Genomic DNA, 18,719 nt, shown 5'->3' with positions numbered 1-18,719 from the left:
ACAGCGGAAAAACATGCTCGAATGACGCAATTTTACCGCTGATCCACGGCAAAAATGCCCCACATGTTCAACCGACAATGAGAAGGAGCGGCGCGGCGCGCCGACGGCGCCGCCGGGCCCATACCCAGCATTGTTCGTGCTAATGTTGAATCGAGCGACTGCGTCGCGACGACATCGTGAAGGCAAAGGCCCCGGTCGATGGTCGGTCAGAAGAAGACAGTCGTGTCCATGAAGCCGTAGCGGGTGTTGCCCGTCTGCGGCGCGTTGGGGGCGTCTTTCATGAAACGGCCCTTGAACAGGATCGCGCCGCCCGCGCCGAGCTGCAGCCGGTCGGGGATCAGCCAGTAGCGCACCCGCGTGTCGATATGCGTGCCGACATAGTGGCCGGACGTACCGGAAGGGTCGCGCACGCCCGAATTGCCGAAGCTGTCGGTCGCGGTGGCGAGCCAGATCGGGCGCAGGTTGAAATGCATGTCGAGCCGTGCGTTCGGCTTCGCCTCGATCCGTGCCGAGACGGTCGCGATATTCGAGCGGATGATCAGCGAATAGAGGCCGGATGGGGTGAACTCATAGGCCGGGTCGCCGATCAGCCCATCGAAGCGGCTGAAGCTGCCGCCGGTCTTGTCCCCGGTCATGTAATCGGCATTGAACGAAAGACGCGGCGACCAGGGCGCCTTGAAGCTCCAGCCCACCGCGCCGTGGAACATCCATGCCGAGACGCGGTGGTTGACGAGGTCGCTGGCGGCGGCGCTGAGGCGGGTGGTGCCGGTCTGCCACGCACCTTCCATGTCATAGTCGAGCATATTCACTTTGGGTGCGCGCGACAGGCGGACGCCCGAGGTCAGCAGGCGGCGATTGCGCGTGGCGAAACCCGGCGCGTCGGTCTCGACGAAGCGATAGCTGTAAAGCTCTGCCGTGCCGCCGATGACGCCGGCCTTGGTGGCGATGGCGCCGAACAGCTGGCGCTCGATCCGTTCCTCGTCGAGTTCGAAGCGATTACCGTGCACCCCGGCCGAATCCTCCGGCACGCGGGTTTGCGGCATCGTCCAGAAGCCGGTCAGCTTGTCGCCGGCCTTGTTCTTCCAGTCGAGCCGCGCGCCAGTGAAGCTGTTGAAGTCGTTGCGGTTGATCGGCCGCGCGACGAGGCGCCGCGAGCCGAGGTCCATGGTGAAACGCCCGGCCTGCACGCTGACGCCCGAGCCGAGCTCGGCAGCGACATAGGCCTGGATCGGTTCGAGCGCGTCGACTTCATTGGCGCTGATCGAGCTGTGCTTGCGCTCGAAATAGACGCGGGAATCGAGAATCTCGACGCCGAGCCTGATCGGCCCCTTCGCGTAGGTGGCGGAGATGTCGGTGCGGAACAGCAAGGCGGCATCGTCGGCCGGAAGCCCGGCACGATATTGGCCGTCGATCACCTCGGCACGCGCGCGCATATTGGCGTCGAGCGTGAATTTGCCGTCCTCGGCGTGTGCCGCACCGGCTACACCCAGCGATGTCATGGCCGCCAGGCAGCCGATCCTCTTCCTCACAGGCTTCCCCGGCCAATGGTGTGGGGCGTGCGCTAGGCTATAGAAGGGTAAATCGCCAGTGATATTGTATACAATGATGGGACGGTCTGGATGAAACACCTGGTTCGGATACTTGTCGCGCTGCTGGTGTTGGCGGCAGGGCCGGTATGGGCCGCGCCCGCGCGCGCGCCGCTGATCCTGGCCGCCGCCTCGCTGCAGGAATCGATGACCGCTGCCGCCGAGGCCTGGGTGCGCAAAGGGCATCCCAAGCCGGTGGTCTCCTTTGCGGCTTCCTCGGCGCTGGCGCGGCAGGTCGAGGCGGGGGCTGTAGCGGATGTGTTCGTATCGGCCGACGAGGAGTGGATGGACGCATTGGCGGCGAAGGGGCTGATCGTGCCAGCGAGCCGATCCGATTTTCTCGGCAACCGGCTGGTGATCGTGGCGCCCGCCGGGAGCCGGGTGACCATCCCGCTGGCGCGCGGGCCGCTGGCCCGCGTGCTTGGCGCGGGCCCGCTGGCAATGGCCGATACGGAGAGCGTGCCGGCGGGCAAATATGGCAAGGCGGCGTTGACGAAGCTCGGCGTATGGGACGCAGTCAGCCCGAGCGTGGTGCGCGCCGAGAATGTGCGGGCGGCGCTGGCGCTGGTCGAGCGTGGTGCTGCGCCGCTAGGGATCGTCTATGCGACTGATGCCAGGGCGTCGGCAAAGGTGCGGATTGCCGGGGTGTTTCCGGCGTCGTCGCATCCGCCGATCACTTATCCGATCGCGCGGCTGAAAGCGTCGGCCAATCCGGAAGGGGAGGCGTTCCGGCGCTTCCTGGTGTCGCGCGAGGGCAAGGCGATCTTCGTGCGCTTCGGTTTTTCGGCGCGATAGGGATGAAATCCGCCCGTCATGCCGGTGCCTATCCGATCTGGATCGGCGCCTCTCAAATATTCCTTCCCCGGCGAAGGCCGGGGTCCAGTCGGGAAGCATTTGAAAGTCGAGTGCTGCGCGTCGTAATCAGGGCCTTCCCAACTGGGCCCCGGCCTTCGCCGGGGAAGAAAAAGTGTGGCTTGGAGGCGGCGCTTCATGCTCACCCCTGACGAATGGACCATCGTGCTGCTGTCGCTGAAGGTCGGCGCGGTGGCGATGGTGGTGACCCTGCCGATCGCCTTCGCGTTCGCCTGGGTGCTGGCGCGCTGGCGCTTCCCGGGCAAGGTGCTGCTCGATGCGCTGATCCACCTGCCGCTCGTCGTGCCGCCGGTGGTGACCGGCTGGCTGTTGCTGATCGCCTTTGCGCCGAACGGGCCGATCGGCGGCTGGCTGATGAACTGGTTCGGGGTGTCGGTGCTGTTCCGCTGGACCGGCGCCGCGATCGCGGCCGGCGTAATGGCGCTGCCGCTGATGGTGCGCGCGATGCGGCTGTCGATCGAGGCTGTCGACCGGCGGCTCGAGGGCGCGGCGCGCACGCTCGGCGCGGGACCGGGCAGGGTATTCCGCACCATCACCCTGCCGCTCAGCGTGCCCGGCATCCTGGCCGGTGCCGTGCTCGGTTTCGCGCGATCGATCGGTGAGTTCGGCGCGACCATCACGTTCGTCTCCAATGTGCCCGGCCAGACCCAGACCCTGCCGCTCGCCATCTATTCGGCGCTCCAGCAGCCCGGCGGCGAGGCGATGGTGTGGCGGCTGTCGGCGATCTCGGTCGCGCTGTCGCTGGCCGCGCTGATCGCATCGGAATTGCTCGCGCGCCGGGCGGGGAGGGGGCTGCATGTCCTTTGACGTCGCCCTGACGAAACGGCTCGGCGACACCGAGGTCTCGGCCGAGTTCGCCGCCGGGGAGGGAGCGACGGTGTTGTTCGGGCCATCGGGCGTGGGCAAGACGAGCGTGCTCAACATGATCGCGGGGCTTCTGGTGCCTGATGCAGGGCATGTTCGAGTAGGCGGCGAAACCCTGTTCGATGCAGCCACCGGCATCGACCTGCCACCGGAACGCCGGCGCGGCGGCTATGTGTTCCAGGAGCCACGGCTGTTCCCGCATCTGAGGGTCCGGGCCAATCTGTCGTACGGGGCGCCGGAGGGAACCGCGATCGGTGACACGCTGGCATTCCTGGGCATCGACGCCCTGCTCGATCGCTGGCCCCGGACGCTGTCAGGTGGCGAGGCGCGACGGGTAGCGATCGGACGTGCGCTGCTGAGCGCACCGCGCTTCCTGCTACTCGACGAGCCGCTGTCGTCGCTTGACCGGGCGCGACGCGAAGAGGTGATGCGCGCGATCGAGCATATCCGCGACCGGATGCAGATGCCGATCCTGATGGTCACGCACGACCCCGAAGAGGCGGAGCGCATCGGGACGCGCATCGTTCGCATGTAACTGAACTGTAAAGAATTTGCGGCTGATCCAGCTGCGAAGACACTTGCGCTGAAGGCGCGACTGAGCCACAACGGCCCCATACCGGGGGGTACCATGAACATATCGGCGCGGACAGTGTTCGCCTTCATTGCGGGTTGCGTGCCGGCCCTCCTCGCCGCGCAGGAGGTCGTTCCAGCGCAGGGGGCGCCTGTCTCGAGCGCAGCGACCACACCTGCGGATCCGGGGCCGGCGCAAGGCTATGTCCGGCTGTCGGCAAACACTCCAGTCGATATCGAGGTTGCGGGCGCGCTCAGTTCCAAGACCAGCAAGATCGATGAGACCTTTCCGATCCGCTTGCGGTCGCCGATCGTCGTCGATGGCAAGACGGTCGTTCCGGTGGGCACGATGGGGCAGGGCGAGGTCGTCCACGCCGCCAAAGCCCGCGCCATGGGCAAGGCAGGCGAACTCATCCTGGCCGCGCGATATCTCGGCTGCGGCGATACCCGTATCGGCCTGCGTGGTTTCCAGCTCGGCGCCGGCGCCACTGGTGAGGACAATATCGACAAGGCCGCCATCCTCACCATCGTCGTGGCAACGCCGTTCATGTTCCTGAGCGGGGGTGACCTGATCGTGCCGCCCGGCAGCCCGGGCCGGGCGCGATTGTCGAAACCGGTCGATATCCGAATGGAGCCGTCGCCGGTTTGTCCGGCTTCCGGGCCGGGCGCCGCCATGTCCACCACGCCTGCCCCGGTACCCGCTGCCGTCACGGCGCCTGCACCGCAAGAGACCGCAACAGCGGCGCCAACTCCCGTTTCGTCAAAGTGAGGATGTCCAATATGAAAATCAGGTTCGCTTCGTTCATGGTCGTCGGCGCGCTGTCGCTCGCCGCCTCGTCACTGCCCGCGCAGGAAGCCGCGCAGCCCGCGCTCGTTACCAAGGCGGGCCCGATCCCTGCGGCTCCGGCCGACAAGGGCCAGATCATCTTCTATCGTCCGGGGTCACTCATGGGTGCGGCGCTCGGCTGCACCGTGCATGAAGGCGCCGGCGAAGTCGCGCGTCTCGGATCGGGCAAATATTGGGTGCACAATGCCGAACCGGGCAAGCACACCTACAACACCGAAGCCGAGAACAAGGACGTGCTCAATCTCGAGATCGAGCCCGGCGAGACCTATTATGTGAAGTGCAAGATCGGCATGGGCATCATGGCTGGCCGTCCCAATCTGTCGCCGTCGGATCGTGCGGAGTTCGCGAAGAAAGCCAAGGGCATGAATCTCTGGAAGCCCAAGGACTGACAACCGGGCGCCTCGCCCAGGAATTCGATGAGCCGTCGTCCGGGCAACCGGGCGGCGGCTTTTTCGTGCCCGGAGGCCTTATCGGACAGCGCCGTCCGATAGCGGACAGCAACTGTCCGGCACCGATCAATTCTGTCCGAATCCTGAATGGGAAATTGCCCCTGCAATTGGCGAATATTGCCAACCTCTCGGGCATTCTGGTTCTTATCGTACTATCGTAATTGCCTAAGTCATTGATTATACGTAACGGCCACTGTTTGGCATGGGTAATGCAGTAGTGTCAGTGCGGGTAGCAAATCCCGCCTGTGTTACTGCCCCATGGAGGACCTGAGATGACCCGTTCGACCCTGACCCGTCCCGCTTTCGCCGTCGCCGCCTTTGCGATGCTCGCCACCGCCGCCGTCCCCTCGATGGCAAGCGCGCGCGGCAACGCGAACACCAACGGCAACGCCCAGCCGACGATGAGCGAGCAGGCGCCCAAGAAGATCTGCCTCTCGCCGACCGTCACCGGCGACCCTTCCGTGACCGGTTCGATCCTCGCCAAGCGTTCCTGCCGCACCAAGGCGGAGTGGGAAGCCAAGGGCGTGATCTTCCAGTCGAAGTAAGCGCTCCCGCCCCTATCGGGGCCGAGCCAGACCAAGAGCCGCCGCCCGGTCGACCGGACGGCGGCTCTTTCGCGTCAGTGCCAGATGCGCTGTCAGAAGCTGATCTTCACTTCGCCGCCGATGATGCGCGGCTCGTTGATCATGCCGGTCAGATTGTTGAAGTCGATCGCGCTGATACTGCGGATCTGGTTGGTGATGTTGCGTGCAAAGGCACCCACTTCGAATCCGCTGTCCGTCTTGTAGGCGATTTTCAGACCGCCTTCGAGCAGCGCGCGACCGCGGAACTCGACTGCTTCATAGAGAAAATAGTTGATGCTGCTGCGGTACGCCCAGTCGGTATAGACATAGACCTCGCCATTGCCGACCGGCACGCCGTAGCGCGCGGTGACGTTGGCGACCCAGCGTGGTGCCTGGGGCAGGTCGTTACCGTCGATCGTGGCGAGGCCACCGGAGACCGGGTCGAGCATCGTGCAAGCCGAGCCACATTGCCCGACGCGAATGATAGGGTCGCGAATTTCGGTGAAGTTATAGCTGCCGCTGACGGTAAGTGTCAGTTGCGGTACGGGCCGAGCTTCGAACTCCGCCTCGACGCCGTAGCCGACGGCATGATCAGCGTTGAGGAGCTTCGCCGAGTTGGTGCCGCCGCCCACCGCGGTCAGTTGCAGGTCATCGGTACGCGACCAATAAGCATCGAGCGCAAAGCGCACCGCATTGTTCAGCAACGCGCCCTTGATACCGCCCTCGCCCGAGATCGTCGTCTGCTTCTTGGCGACGGTGGGGACGCTGCCGAACGTCACACGATCCTGGATCGCCGGCCCCTGATAGCCCGTGGCGACGCGGGCGTAGAGATTGACGTCCGGGCTGACCGCATAGGTTGCGCTCAGATCCCAGGTAAACTCGCCTTCGCTGGCTCTAAGCGGCTTTAGCTGGTCCAGCGGCAGGGTGGGGGGAAACACATTGGGCGAGTAGCCGGAGATGCGATCGTAGCGCCTGTCGTGCGAATAGCGGCCGCCGGCGCGCAGCGTCAGCGCGTCGGTCGCCTTGTACTCGACCGAGGCGAAGATGCCGTAATTCTCGTTGGTGTTGTTGTGGAAGATATCCTGGTTGTTGTCCGCCGCCCGCGATCCGCTGGCGGGGAAGACGTAGTTATATTCGTGGTACCGCAGCTTCTGGTGGAAATAATAAAGGCCGCCCTGGGCGGTGACGCCGCCCATATTCTCGGTGGCGAAGCGCAGTTCCTGGCTGAATTCCTCCGGGCGGGTAACGCCGCCGGTGTTGGAGGGGAACAGCGCGTTGTTCAGCCCGAGCGCGGGGAAGACATAATTGTTGCCGCCGTCGATATCGCCGGTGCTCTCGACATTGGCCTTTTCGAACGCCGTGATCGAGTAGAAGGTGCCGACCCCGTCGACATGATAATCGAGGTGGAGGTTGGTGCCCCATTGGCTCATCGACTGGCTGGTATAGCCGTCGAGCGCGACCTTGCTCTTGTCGAAGCCCGGCGAGAAATCGTTGCTGCCCTGCTTGAACAGGCCGGCGCGGAAGATGCGCGGGGTGCCTTCCAGGTCGCGTACATGGAAATTGACCAGCGCGTTGAAATCGCCGCTTGAATAACCGAGCAGGAAACGGGCGGCGACGTCGCGATAGCCCTCGAGCTTCTTGTCGGCGACGCCGGTGGTCGACGTGTTGGTCACCCAATTGTCGCGCCGCTGAAGCAGGCCCGCGGCGCGGAACGAGAAGCCGCTGCCGAGCGGGCCGCCGACGGCGCCCTCTGCATTGACGGTGTTGTAGGTCCCCCAGGACCCGCTGGCGTAACCCGACAGCGCGTCGCCGCCCGGCTTGGTCGATTCAAGCTTGATCACGCCCGCCGGGGTATTGCGGCCGAACAGGGTACCCTGCGGTCCGCGCAGCACCTGGACGTTCGCCAGGTCGAATACCGGGAAGGATTTGAGCATCGGGCTCTCCAGCGCGACATCGTCATAGACGACGGATACTGGCTGGGCCGCGTTGGGATCGAAATCGGTATTGCCGAGGCCGCGGATATAGAAACGCGGGAAGGTGCGACCGAATGAGGATTCGATCTGCAGGCTTGGCGTGCGGGACGACAGGAAACGGACATCCTGGCCGCCCGAATTGAGCACATCGAGTTTCTCGCCGCCGATCGCGGTGACGGCGACCGGCACGTCCTTGCTCGATTCGGCGCGGCGTGTCGCGGTGACGACGATGTCCGGTATGCCCTGGGTATTATCGGCGGCCTGGGTCGGTTCGTCGGCGACGGGCGCGGGTGCCGCGGCTTCAGCCGATACGGGCGTGGCCGCCAGGCCGATGGCGAGAAGCGAGGCGCCTGCGGCGAGCGAGCGAACGGAAGCGGTGACGCGAAAGGCCCTGGAAAACATCGATATCCCCTATTTTATGGGGCACCCGCTCCCTGAGATCCCGCGAGTCCCGGAATTCACGCGAAATCGTAACATGACTGCAATGGTCATCAAGGGGAGCTGCGACCGATCCGGCACTTCTTGGCCGGGGCGTTGCTTCAATGTCGCAGTGGGCGCCTGTACAAGGCGCGCATCGCCGCTTCCATCGCGGCGCGATCGATCGAGAGGACGACCCTTTGCACCTGTTCGCCGAGATGCGGGCGATAGGCATCGATCCAGGACAAGGTGTCGCCATAGCTGGCGCCCTGGCCGGTATCGAAATCGACATAGAGCGCGTCGGCGCGCGTCACGATCTCCGGGTTGAGCCAGATCATCGCTGCGATCTCGTCCCACATCGGATAGCCGGGTTCGAGCGCGGTCTGGAGCAGGTCGGTGAGCGGCGTCTTCGCATCCTTCAGGCTGGTCAGGAAGTCGCGCGTCCACTGCGTCCCGGTTGAGGGATCGACCGGGATCATGGTGATCTTCGGCCAGGGCGCATGAGCGACGATGCGCGCGGCTTCCGGATCCCATCGGATATTGAATTCCCGGCGGGGCGTGTTGACGAATTCGCGAGCGAACTGTTCGGCCGACGGGCCGGCGAGCACCTGATGGGGCAGCAGGCTGCCGCCCATATAGACCAGCTCCTTCACATTGGCGGCGAAGCCCGGGTCGAGGCTCTGCGCGATCGCGACGTTGGTCATCGGGCCGGTCGCGAACAGGGTGATCTGGTGCGGATGGGCGCGGACCATGCGGACGAGGAAAGCGGCGGCGATTTCGGCGGAGGCTTTGGTCGTCGGATTGCCGATCGGGAGCGTCGGCACGACCTCGGGCGAGGCATTGCCCGGATGGCTCTGCACCGTGTCGCCGGGCCAGTAATCGGTCCAGGGGCCCTTGAAGACGAGGCGGCCGTACAAACCCTCCCAGCGCTTGGTCGCCTCCTGGGTGTTGAGCAGCGGATAGGTCGCGCCGGGGACGATGGGGATGTCGGTGCGGTGGAGGATCTCCAGCGTGCGCAGCCCGTAAGCGGTCGCCGTGTCGCGCCACACCGAGCCGCTGGTGGTGGTGATGCCCAGCACCTCGACATCGGGCGCCTGGAGCAGGAGGGTGGGCACGCCGTTCAGGCCGATCAGATCGTCGTCGATCAGCACGAGGCGCTTGCCTGGTGCTGATTGGGCGGGGGCGGACTGCGCGAGCGCCGGAGCGCCGGGAAGCAGCGCGAGAGCGGCAAGGCAGAGGATGAGAAGGCAGCGCACGGCAAGGCCCCTGATGCGAGAGTGGCGATGTCTCTCCCGGTCCGGCGCCTGTCGCGCTTCTGGCGGCAAGCATCGCCGGGTGCGTGCGCCGCGTCAACGCGGCGCGGTGGATCGGGCGTTTTCGGAACTTCGGTATGGTGCTCCGACGACACAGCAATCCGGCGGTCATATCAAAATCACGGAAATTCATCATGATTATCAGTCGGATAATCCGAACTGAAAAAACGATAGCGTTCGCTACAAAGTAGCGATAGCTTCCGAGTCGTTATCGCGTTCGGGGAGAGCAGTTGATGACGGCATTGCGCAAGACGGCGTTGCTGGTGGGTGTGGCCGCAATCTGGGCAGTGCCCGCGGCCGCTCAGGTCACGCCGGAGAATCCCTCCACCCCAGCCCAGGCCGAAGGCCCGCAGGTCGAGGATATCGTCGTCACCGCGCAGCGCCGCGAGCAATCGCTGCAGAAAGTGCCGATCAGCGTCACCGCGTTCAGCGCGGCGACCATCGAGGCGTTGAGCGCCGAGTCGATCGGCGATCTCGACAGCTTCACGCCGGGCCTGTCGATCAACGATACGTCGGTCACGCAGCCGAGCTTCGCGATCCGCGGCGTGCAGACCGACGATTTCGGTATCGGCACCGAGCCTTCGGTCGGCATCTTTGTCGACGGCATCTATTCGGGGCGGTCGGGGTCGTCGCTGATCTTCTTCAACGATATCAAGCGCGTCGAGGTGCTGAAGGGGCCGCAGGGCACGCTGTTCGGGCGCAACACCTCGGGCGGCGCGATCTCGATCATCACCAACAAGCCGGACGACAAGCGCGCGCTGGTCGGCACGCTCCAGGTCGGCAACTACGGCAAGGTGCGGGCCGATGCGACGGTGAACATCCCGCTGACCGACACGCTCTATCTGCGGCTCAACGGTGTCTCCAACTATCGCAAGGGGTATCTGACCGACGCGCTGACGGGCGAGAAGCGTGAGGGCGAGAACAACAAGTCGGGGCGCGCCGCGCTGCGTTGGGCGCCGACCACCGATACCGATTTCGTACTCGCTTATGATCATGACGACACCGCCAAGGACGGCCCGTTCGCGATCGGCATCAGCACGCACGCGCTGAGCACCGATCCCGCCGGCCCGTTCGCCAATGACGCGATCGGCGACAAGGAGACGCGCGTCCTGAACGCGGTGTCGTTCACGGCGACGCATCATGCCGGGCCGCTGACCTTCACCAGCATCAGCTCGTTCAAGCATTTCGAGACGCACAATCGCGAGGACGAGGACGGCACGGCTGACCCGACCCGCTATTTCGATACCGAGAATATCGAGAAGAACAGCAGCCTCTATCAGGAGTTCCGCGTCGGCTTCGACAATGACCGGCTGAGCGCGATCGCGGGCGTCAGCTATTTCCACGAGCGCGGGCGGCAGACCAGCGCGGCGACCTTGCTGACCGACTCGCTCGACCGGATCCTGGGGGATGCGGCGGGCTTCCCCGTCTTCTCGCTGCTCAATTTCTATGGCGGCCTGCCGGTATTCGGGCTGGAGTACCGCGAGGACATGAACAACCGCGCGGCGAACGATTCCTATGCCGCGTTCGGCGACGCGACCTACAAGCTGACCGACCGGCTGAGCCTGACCGCCGGCATCCGCTACACGCATGACCTGAAGCGCTTCACCTGGACCAATGGCGGCTTCGTCGCCCCGGGGCTGGACGCGATCTCGGCGCCCGGCTCGCTCTACAACGCGATCATCGGCGCGCCGCTGTTCCCGGACGTGCCGATCAGCGTGTCCGACTTCTACCGCGCGACCGTCGGCCCCAATGGCGTGATCTTCGACGTGGGGGCGCTGGAGGGCGTGCCCTTCACCCGCCGCGCCGCGTTCAGCGACGTCAGCCCGCGCTTCGTGGTGCAATATGACCTGACCGGTGACGTGCATCTCTATGCGTCGGCCTCGCGCGGCTACAAGGCGGGGGGCTTCAACTCGACCGAGATCAACTCCTTCTTCGAGCCGGAAAAGGTGTGGAATTTCGAGGGCGGCTTCAAATCGGAGCTGTTCGATCGCCGCGTGCGGTTCAACGCCTCGGCCTATTATTTCAAGTACAAGAACCGGCAATCGATCAGCCTTGAGCCGAACACCAACCCCAATTGCCAACTGACGCCGATCCCGCCCGGCACGGTCTGCCTGCCGCAATATGTGACCCGGTCGGGCGATTCAGAGGCGTACGGCGTCGACCTGGAGACCCAGTTCGTGGTGTCGCGCGATTTCAGGGTCGGGGTGACGGCCGGCCTGATCGAGTCGAAATGGGTGACGCGGATCGAACAGGGCGTCGACATCTCGGGCCAGCCGACCGGCGAGCCGGCGTTCCGCGGCATCGTCAGCGCGCATTACGACCATGACATCGGCCATGGATCGATCTTCGCCGATGCGACCTACAGCTATACCTCGCACCAGCGGCTGAACGACGCGCAACGCGCCATCGATGCCTCGATCGCGCCGTTCGTCGACTGGTCGAAGCTCGGGGGGCTGCGCTCGGCGCGCAATATCGTCAACGCCAAGGTCGGCTGGCGCTCGCCGGGCGATCATGTGTCGATCGCGGTTTATGCCGAGAATTTGCTCGACAAGCGATATTACCGCACGCTCAACACGATCTCGACGGATATTTTCGAGACGCCTTATGTCCGTGCCGACCGGCCCGGTTTCTATGGCGTGGAACTTGGCTTCAAGTTCTAGAACAAGAATGGAGAGGGAATGATGGCGAACAGGATCGCACTGCTCGGTTGCGTCGCGGCGTTGGCACTGGTTGGCGGCTGCAGCGGCGGGCCGAAGACCGATGCGCAGGGCTTCGTGATCGATCCCGATTTCGAGAAGAACCTGCAACAGAAGCTACTCGATGCAAAGCCCGGTGCGGTGATCGAAATCCCGGCGGGCAAATATGCGCTGAGCCGCAGCCTGAGCCTGACCGCCAATGGCGTGACCGTGAAGGGCGCGGGCATGGACAAGACGATCCTGTCCTTCGCCAGGCAGACCTCGGGCGCCGAGGGTATGCTCGTCACCGGTGACGACTTCACCATCCAGGACCTCGCCTTCGAAGACAGCAAGGGCGACGCGCTCAAGGTCAACGGCGTGAAGAACACTGTGATCCGCCGCGTGCGTGCCGAATGGACCGGCGGGGGCAAGACCTCGAACGGCGCGTACGGCCTCTACCCCGTGCAGGTGACCAATGTGCTGATCGAGGGCGCGGTGGTGAAGGGTGCGTCCGACGCCGGCATCTATGTCGGCCAGTCGAACAACATCATCGTCCGCGACAACCGGGCGGAGGGCAATGTTGCTGGCATCGAGATCGAGAATTCGAACAATGCCGATGTCTATGGCAACACCGCGACGGGCAATACCGGCGGCATCCTGGTGTTCAACATGCCGAACCTGCCGGTGCCGGGCAGCAAGACGCGCGTCTACAAAAACACCGTCGTCGCCAACAACCACGCCAATTTCGGCGCGAAGGGCAGTGCGGTCAGCTCCGTCCCGCCGGGATCGGGCGTGATCGTCAATTCGAACGACGAGGTCGAGATCTTCGACAACGACGTGAAGGACAACAAGACGGCGAACGTCATCATCTCGAGCTATTATTCGACCGGCTTCGACACCAAGGCGGGGATCGCGGCGGCCTATGACCCTTTCCCGGAGAATATCTACGTCACCGGCAATCGCTTTTCCGGCGGCGGCGACGATCCCGGCGGGCGTTTCGCGCCGATGAAGGCGCTGGGCGGCGGCAAGCTGCCGGACGTGCTGTGGGACGGCTTCACCAACCCCAAGCTGAAGACGCCCGGTATCTGCGTCCAGAATGGCGAGGCGAAGCTGCTCAACGTCGACGGCCCGGGCAAGTTCGCCAAGGCGCGGATCGATACCAGCGTGGATTGCGCCCCCGCCACGCGTCTGCCCGAGATCAAATTGCCCGAAGCGATGACGAAGGACAGCGGCAAGCCATCGTGATCTTTATTCCATGACCCTGCGTTTCCTCGCCGCATTGCTCGCGGCCCTGCTCCTGAGTGCCTGCGGACGGCCCGATGCGGTGACCTTCCATGCGGAGGGCAATCCCGAGAAGCTGTCCGACTGGGGGCTGTTCACCGTATCGGGCGGGCGCATCGCCGCCCGCCCCGGCATGGTAACCTATGAGCTGCAGACGCCGTTGTTCAGCGACTATGCGCAGAAATGGCGGACGGTCTGGATGCCCAAGGGCGTCCACGCGACCTATGATCCCGATCGCTGGTTCGACTTTCCGGTCGGCACGATCGTCACCAAGACCTTCTATTTCTCCACGCCCGCCGGCGCCGCCGCGCCGCAGACCAGCGGCGAGGTGCTTAAGGTGACGCCCGCGACCTACCAGACGGGGGTGAACGGGCTCGATCTCGGCCATGTCCGGCTGGTCGAGACTCGGCTGCTGGTGCGGCGCGAAAGCGGCTGGGTGGCGCTGCCCTATGTGTGGAATGCGGACGGCACCGATGCCGTGCTGGAGCGCACCGGTGCCGATGTGCCGCTCACCCTGGTCGACGGGGCCACGCGCACGCCGTTCGACTACAGCGTGCCCAACCAGAACCAGTGCGGCGGATGCCATGTGCAGGACTTCCGCACACGCGCGATCGCGCCGATCGGCCTGAAGGCACGCCATCTCAACCGGACTTTCCCGGGTGAGGGCGGGGAGATCAACCAGCTCAAGCGGCTGGTGTCAGCCGGCTATCTCACTGGTGTGCCGAGCATGGGCGTGCCGCAGGACGCGAACTGGCAGGATGCCGGCGCGAGCATCGACGCACGGGGACGGGCTTATCTCGATATCAATTGCAGCCATTGCCACAACCGGGTCGGCGCGGCGCGCACCTCCGGGCTGTGGCTCGATGCCGCGACGAGCGATGCGCGGTTGCTGGGCATGTGCAAGCCGCCCGTCGCGGCAGGGCGTGGTACGGGGGACCGTCCGTTCGACGTGGTGCCGGGCAAGCCCGACGAGTCGATCCTGCCCTTCCGCCTCGCCAGCACCGATCCGGGCGTGATGATGCCCGAACTCGGCCGCAGCCTGTCGCACAAGGAAGGGGTCGATCTCGTGACCCGCTACATCACGGCGCTTCATGGCGACTGTACCGAGAATAGCGGCCCGAAAGAGGGTGCGCGATGAGCTGGGCGAACTGGTCGGGCAGCGTCACGGCGAGCGCACCGGTGCTGCGGCCGAAGACCGAGGCGGAGCTGTCTGTCGCGGTGCGCGGCGCGCACAATGTGCGGGCGGTAGGGGCGGGGCATTCGTTCATGCCGCTCTGCCAGTCGGACGGGGTCATCCTTTGTCTGGAAGACATGGCGGGCACGATGACCGTCTCGCCCGATCGCAAGACCGCGCGCATCCCTGCCGGATGGAGCATCAAGCGGCTGACGGGGGCCTTGTGGGACGAGGGGCTGGCGCTGGCCAACCAGGGCGACGTGAACCCGCAATCGCTTGCCGGCGCGATGGGCACGGGCACGCACGGCACGGGTCGTGACCTGGGCAATCTCTCGACTTTCGCGCGCGGTTTCCGGCTGATCGGTGCGGACGGCGCGGCAGTGTGGTGCGACGCGACGACCAGCCCGGACCTGTTCCAGGCGCAGCGCCTCTCGCTCGGCCTGTTCGGCATCGCGACGGAGATCGAGGTCGAGCTGGTGCCCGCCTTCCATCTCGCCGAGCGGATCGAGAAACGACCATGGGGCGAGATCCGCGAACGTTTCGATGAACTGGTCGAGCAGGAGCGGCATGTCGAGTTCTGGCTGTTCCCGCATGCCGACAGCGTGATCCTGAAGACGCTCCGGCACTGCGATCCCTGCGATCCGCCCGCTTCGACCAGCGATATCGAGGAAGCGACGTTCCGCCATCTGCTCAACCTCGGCGCCTGGGTGCCGCCGCTGATCCCGACATTGCAGCGGATGATGATGAAGACGAACATGGATGGCCGGCGGCGCGGACCGGCCCATGCCATCTTCCCGTCTGATCGCACGATCCGGTTCGAGGAGATGGAATATGAGATGCCCCGCAAGGTCGGGCTCGAGACGCTCGACACGGTCGTGGCGTGGATCCGGCGGAAGAGGCTGCCCGTCGCCTTTCCGTTCGAGTTCCGCGTCGTTGCGGCTGACGACATCTGGATGAGTCCGATGAACAACGGCCCGGTCGCGGCGATATCGATGCATCAATATGCGAAGATGCCGTGGCGCGGCCTGTTCGCCGATGCCGAGGCGATCTTCCGCGAGCATGGCGGCCGGCCGCACTGGGCCAAGCGCCACACGCTGACGCGCGGCGATGTGGACCTGCTCTACCCGATGGCGGAACGCTATCGCGACGTGCGGCGCTCGGTCGATCCCGCGGGGAAATTCCTCAACCGCCACATGACGGAGTTGTTTTCCTGATGGACGATCTGGCCCTCCACGCCCATCTGATCGGCCAGCAGGGCTCGCGGAGCGCGCTCAACACCCCGGTGCTGGTGCTCGACATCGAGAAGCTCGATCGGAACATCGCCACGATGCAGGCCTTTGCCGATGCGCGGGGCGTCGCGCTGCGCCCACACGCCAAGACGCACAAGAGCGTCGATATCGGCCGGCGCCAGATCGCCGCCGGGGCGATCGGCCTGTGCTGTGCCAAGATCGGCGAGGCCGAAGTGCTGGCCGATGGCGGGATCACGGGGCTGCTGATCACCTCGCCGGTCAGCGCGCCCGTTGCGATCGAGCGGCTGGCGGCGCTGGCGAAGCGCGGGATCGGGCTGATGGCCGCGATCGACAATCCCGACATGGTGAAAAGGTGGGACGATGCGCTGACGTCCGCGGGGGCGATGCTGGAGGTGGTGATCGACGTCGACCCCGGCATCCGGCGGACCGGCGTGGCCTCGCCAGAGGCCGCGGTTGCCGTGGCCGAGGCGATCGCGCGATCCTCGAATCTGACCTGTCGCGGCGTCCAATATTATTGCGGCATGCAGCAGCATATCGAGGACTATGCCGCGCGCCGTGCCGCGATCGTCGACCGCACCGACTATCTGCAGAGCGTGATCGCCGCGCTGACCGAGGCGGGGTATCAGCCCGAGATCGTCACCGGATCGGGCACCGGCACGCACCATATCGATCTCGAGCTCGGGCTGTTCACCGAGCTTCAGACCGGCTCCTATGTCTTCATGGACAAGCAATATCTCGATTGCGATCTGGCGAACGGGCCGGTGCCGCCGTTCGAGACGTCGCTCTCGGTCGATGCGCGGGTGGTGAGCGCGAACCATGACGCGCTGGTCACCATCGACGCCGGCTTCAAGTCGCTGTCGACCGATGGCGGCGCAGCGCAGGTGCAGCGCGGTGCCGCGCCCGAGACGATGTTCATGTTCATGGGCGACGAACATGCCGCGCTCATCGCGCCCGATATCGGCACGCGCCTGCGCCCGGGCGATCCAGTGAGCCTGACCGTGCCGCACTGCGACCCGACGGTGAACCTGTACGATCATTATCATGTCGTCCGGGGCGACACGCTGGTGGAGATATGGCCGGTCAGCGCGAGAGGTCGGGCGCGTTGAACTTCTCCGCCGATCGCGTGCTGGCGATTTTCGTCGTCGGCGTGATCGGTGTGCTGATTCCGGGCCTTCAGCCGCAACTGCTCGGCGCACTGGCGGCGGAGGGCCGGCTGTCGGTTGCGGCGCTCGGCATCCTCGCGACGGTCGAACTGCTGGCAATGGGGATTGCGGCCGGCGCCTCCGGCTTCGTCCTCCCGGTGACCCGGCTTCGCGCGACTGCGGGTGTGGCCCTGCTGCTAACCGCCGCCGCCGACCTGCTGACCCCGCTGCTCGGCACTGGTCCGTTGTTCGGCGCGCGGATCGTGGCCGGGCTGGGGGAGGGGGTGCTGATCTGGATCGCGATCGGTTTCATCATCCGCACCGACCGGCCCGAGCGCTGGTCGGGCATCTATCTCGCGGTGCAGACCCTGGCGCAGTTCGCGCTCGCCAGCGCGATCGGCTATGTCGCGGCCACCAGTGCGGGCGGGTTCACCGCCCTTGGTGCGGTCACCCTGGCCGGTTTGCTGGCGCTGCCCTGGCTGCCGGCTGCCTATCCGCCGCTGACGGCCAGCGACGATACGGGCGGCCTGCCGTCAACGCGCGGTCTTGTCGCCCTGGGCGGCGTCGTCCTCTACCTCGCCTTCATCGTCGCGGTCTGGGTCTATATCGAGCCGCTCGGGCTCGAGCGGGGACTCTCCCAGGCGACGATCCACCTCGTTGCGCCGCTTTCGCTCGGCATGCAGGTGCTGGGCGCAGGCGCAGCGACTTTGCTCGCGGGGCGGTTGCCGGCGCGGGGGACGATCGTGAGCGTGGGACTGATCAACCTCGGCCTGTTGGCGATCATGGGGGCGCCACCCTCGGCCGAAGCCTTCGTGGCGGCGACCGCGGCGTTCGGCTTCCTCTGGCTGTTCGCGCTGCCGTTCCAGATCCCGATCGTCATCGCAGCAGACCCCAGCCGGCGCGCGGCATTGCTGATCGGGGGCGCGCAATTGACGGGGTCGAGCCTGGGTCCGTTGCTCGCCGGCATTCTGATTGGGGACAAGGACGTCGGGCATGTGTTGTGGTTCGGTGCGGTTTGCGCAATTGCTGGAATAACGGCGCTGATCGGCGCCGTCGCCATGCGTAGGATGACGGGAGAAGCGTGACACTATCCGGACTTGCCAGCGAAAAGCGCCCGCTCCCCAAGCAGGAGCGCGCCCAGCAGACCTATGAGCTGCTGCTGGACGTTGCCGGGAATCTTCTTGCCGAGGTTGGTATCGATCGCATCTCGACCAATATGATCTGCTCTCGCGCCGGCCTCACGCCGCCGGCGCTCTATCGTTACTTCAAGAACAAATATGATGTGCTGGAGGCACTCGGCCTGCGCCTGATGGCACGCCAGAACGTGGTGCTCGAACAATGGATCGCGCGCCACGCCGACGAGGGCATCGATGCCTTGCGTGGCGGCATCGAGGAATTGCTGCGCGAGACCGCCGCGGTGACGCAGAGCGAGCCGGGCGCAGTGTGGATCCTGCGCGCGCTGCACGCCTCGCCGCGGCTGGTGCATGTCCGCCTGGAATCGCACCGCTACGTCACTGACAAGCTGGTCGACGCTTACATGCGCTGGCTGCCGGATGCAGATCGCGAAGCGCTGTGGCAGGAAGTGCGGCTGTCGGTCGAACTCGGCTTCGCGGCGGACGAAATGCTACAGGAAGAGACGCGTGTGTCAGCCGATGCGGTGTTCAGCCGGGTGGCGCGGATCCTTCAGGCGGATAGCGCGGTTCGGGCTGCGGATTAGACATTTCTCCCCGTTCGTTTCGAGC

Annotated in this window: 16 protein-coding genes; 13 read left to right on the top strand and 3 right to left on the bottom strand. The window is 65.3% G+C overall.

All coding sequences use genetic code 11. The annotated features are described in order from the left end of the window. Positions 1-206: 206 nt before the first annotated feature. Entirely contained in the window at positions 207-1,529 is a 1,323-nt protein-coding gene (locus tag WC729_RS00935) for an alginate export family protein (RefSeq protein WP_372848597.1), read from the bottom strand. 90 nt (positions 1,530-1,619) lie between these two features. Here WC729_RS00935 and modA point away from each other — a divergent pair, with 90 nt between their 5' ends. From modA to WC729_RS00905, 6 genes are all read left to right on the top strand, one after another. Further along, on the top strand, positions 1,620-2,381 hold the full coding sequence (modA, locus tag WC729_RS00930) for a molybdate ABC transporter substrate-binding protein (RefSeq protein ID WP_372848595.1): 762 nt from the start codon (positions 1,620-1,622) through the stop codon (positions 2,379-2,381). A 195-nt stretch (positions 2,382-2,576) separates the two neighbouring features. Then, the gene (gene modB / locus WC729_RS00925) at positions 2,577-3,266 is read left to right on the top strand and encodes a molybdate ABC transporter permease subunit (RefSeq protein WP_372848593.1); all 690 of its coding nucleotides are present in this window, start codon (positions 2,577-2,579) and stop codon (positions 3,264-3,266) included. Then, entirely contained in the window at positions 3,256-3,858 is a 603-nt protein-coding gene (locus WC729_RS00920; protein ID WP_372848591.1) for an ATP-binding cassette domain-containing protein, read from the top strand. The genes modB and WC729_RS00920 overlap by 11 nt, the downstream gene beginning before the upstream one ends. 93 nt (positions 3,859-3,951) lie before the next feature. After that, a complete protein-coding gene (locus WC729_RS00915) occupies positions 3,952-4,662 on the top strand; it encodes a hypothetical protein (protein WP_372848589.1) in 711 nt (236 codons plus the stop codon). 11 nt (positions 4,663-4,673) lie between these two features. Beyond that, a complete protein-coding gene (locus WC729_RS00910) occupies positions 4,674-5,129 on the top strand; it encodes a DUF2846 domain-containing protein (protein ID WP_372848587.1) in 456 nt (151 codons plus the stop codon). Positions 5,130-5,461: 332 nt separating this feature from the next. Continuing rightward, positions 5,462-5,734: a hypothetical protein gene (locus WC729_RS00905; RefSeq protein WP_372848585.1), complete on the top strand. Its 273-nt coding sequence runs from the start codon at positions 5,462-5,464 to the stop codon at positions 5,732-5,734. A gap of 92 nt (positions 5,735-5,826) precedes the next feature. Here the strand turns inward: WC729_RS00905 and WC729_RS00900 are convergent, their stop codons facing one another. Continuing rightward, positions 5,827-8,127: a TonB-dependent receptor gene (locus tag WC729_RS00900; RefSeq protein WP_372848583.1), complete on the bottom strand. Its 2,301-nt coding sequence runs from the start codon at positions 8,125-8,127 to the stop codon at positions 5,827-5,829. Positions 8,128-8,264: 137 nt separating this feature from the next. Then, the gene (locus tag WC729_RS00895; RefSeq protein ID WP_372848581.1) at positions 8,265-9,398 is read right to left on the bottom strand and encodes a nucleoside hydrolase; all 1,134 of its coding nucleotides are present in this window, start codon (positions 9,396-9,398) and stop codon (positions 8,265-8,267) included. Positions 9,399-9,688: 290 nt separating this feature from the next. On the opposite strand from WC729_RS00895, the gene WC729_RS00890 reads away from it, so the two are divergent. Genes WC729_RS00890 through WC729_RS00860 form a run of 7 tightly spaced genes read left to right on the top strand, consistent with a single transcriptional unit; the run spans position 9,689 to position 18,694 of the window. Then, positions 9,689-12,115: a TonB-dependent receptor gene (locus WC729_RS00890; RefSeq protein ID WP_372848579.1), complete on the top strand. Its 2,427-nt coding sequence runs from the start codon at positions 9,689-9,691 to the stop codon at positions 12,113-12,115. Positions 12,116-12,136: 21 nt separating this feature from the next. Next, a complete protein-coding gene (locus WC729_RS00885; protein WP_372848577.1) occupies positions 12,137-13,375 on the top strand; it encodes a parallel beta-helix domain-containing protein in 1,239 nt (412 codons plus the stop codon). A 10-nt stretch (positions 13,376-13,385) separates the two neighbouring features. Further along, positions 13,386-14,549, top strand: a complete 1,164-nt coding sequence (locus tag WC729_RS00880) for an SO2930 family diheme c-type cytochrome (protein ID WP_372848575.1) — start codon at positions 13,386-13,388, stop codon at positions 14,547-14,549. After that, positions 14,546-15,799, top strand: a complete 1,254-nt coding sequence (locus tag WC729_RS00875; protein ID WP_372848573.1) for a D-arabinono-1,4-lactone oxidase — start codon at positions 14,546-14,548, stop codon at positions 15,797-15,799. The genes WC729_RS00880 and WC729_RS00875 overlap by 4 nt, the downstream gene beginning before the upstream one ends. Further along, complete coding sequence (locus WC729_RS00870) at positions 15,799-16,941, top strand: DSD1 family PLP-dependent enzyme (protein ID WP_372848571.1); 1,143 nt, start codon at positions 15,799-15,801, stop codon at positions 16,939-16,941. Before WC729_RS00875 ends, WC729_RS00870 begins: the two co-directional genes overlap by 1 nt. Next, the gene (locus WC729_RS00865; RefSeq protein ID WP_372848569.1) at positions 16,908-18,062 is read left to right on the top strand and encodes a hypothetical protein; all 1,155 of its coding nucleotides are present in this window, start codon (positions 16,908-16,910) and stop codon (positions 18,060-18,062) included. Before WC729_RS00870 ends, WC729_RS00865 begins: the two co-directional genes overlap by 34 nt. Next, positions 18,059-18,694 carry a TetR/AcrR family transcriptional regulator gene (locus tag WC729_RS00860; protein WP_372848567.1) on the top strand — a complete coding sequence of 212 codons (636 nt, stop codon included), beginning with the start codon at positions 18,059-18,061 and terminating at the stop codon, positions 18,692-18,694. The genes WC729_RS00865 and WC729_RS00860 overlap by 4 nt, the downstream gene beginning before the upstream one ends. Positions 18,695-18,719 lie beyond the last annotated feature (25 nt).

Source organism: Sphingomonas sp. (assembly GCF_041661825.1).
In the GTDB taxonomy this organism is placed as follows: Bacteria; Pseudomonadota; Alphaproteobacteria; order Sphingomonadales; family Sphingomonadaceae; genus Sphingomonas.
This window is presented reverse-complemented; position numbering and strand designations above follow the sequence as displayed.

What these genes read in the sequence shown, in the direction of transcription:
- modB (WP_372848593.1), top strand. Translation starts at nt 2,577, where the DNA reads ATGCTCACCCCTGACGAATGGACCATCGTGCTGCTGTCGCTGAAGGTC.
- WC729_RS00910 (WP_372848587.1), top strand. Translation starts at nt 4,674, where the DNA reads ATGAAAATCAGGTTCGCTTCGTTCATGGTCGTCGGCGCGCTGTCGCTC.
- WC729_RS00915 (WP_372848589.1), top strand. Translation starts at nt 3,952, where the DNA reads ATGAACATATCGGCGCGGACAGTGTTCGCCTTCATTGCGGGTTGCGTG.
- modA (WP_372848595.1), top strand. Translation starts at nt 1,620, where the DNA reads ATGAAACACCTGGTTCGGATACTTGTCGCGCTGCTGGTGTTGGCGGCA.
- WC729_RS00890 (WP_372848579.1), top strand. Translation starts at nt 9,689, where the DNA reads ATGACGGCATTGCGCAAGACGGCGTTGCTGGTGGGTGTGGCCGCAATC.
- WC729_RS00870 (WP_372848571.1), top strand. Translation starts at nt 15,799, where the DNA reads ATGGACGATCTGGCCCTCCACGCCCATCTGATCGGCCAGCAGGGCTCG.
- WC729_RS00880 (WP_372848575.1), top strand. Translation starts at nt 13,386, where the DNA reads ATGACCCTGCGTTTCCTCGCCGCATTGCTCGCGGCCCTGCTCCTGAGT.
- WC729_RS00885 (WP_372848577.1), top strand. Translation starts at nt 12,137, where the DNA reads ATGGCGAACAGGATCGCACTGCTCGGTTGCGTCGCGGCGTTGGCACTG.
- WC729_RS00865 (WP_372848569.1), top strand. Translation starts at nt 16,908, where the DNA reads ATGGCCGGTCAGCGCGAGAGGTCGGGCGCGTTGAACTTCTCCGCCGAT.
- WC729_RS00875 (WP_372848573.1), top strand. Translation starts at nt 14,546, where the DNA reads ATGAGCTGGGCGAACTGGTCGGGCAGCGTCACGGCGAGCGCACCGGTG.
- WC729_RS00905 (WP_372848585.1), top strand. Translation starts at nt 5,462, where the DNA reads ATGACCCGTTCGACCCTGACCCGTCCCGCTTTCGCCGTCGCCGCCTTT.
- WC729_RS00920 (WP_372848591.1), top strand. Translation starts at nt 3,256, where the DNA reads ATGTCCTTTGACGTCGCCCTGACGAAACGGCTCGGCGACACCGAGGTC.
- WC729_RS00900 (WP_372848583.1), bottom strand. Translation starts at nt 8,127, where the DNA reads ATGTTTTCCAGGGCCTTTCGCGTCACCGCTTCCGTTCGCTCGCTCGCC.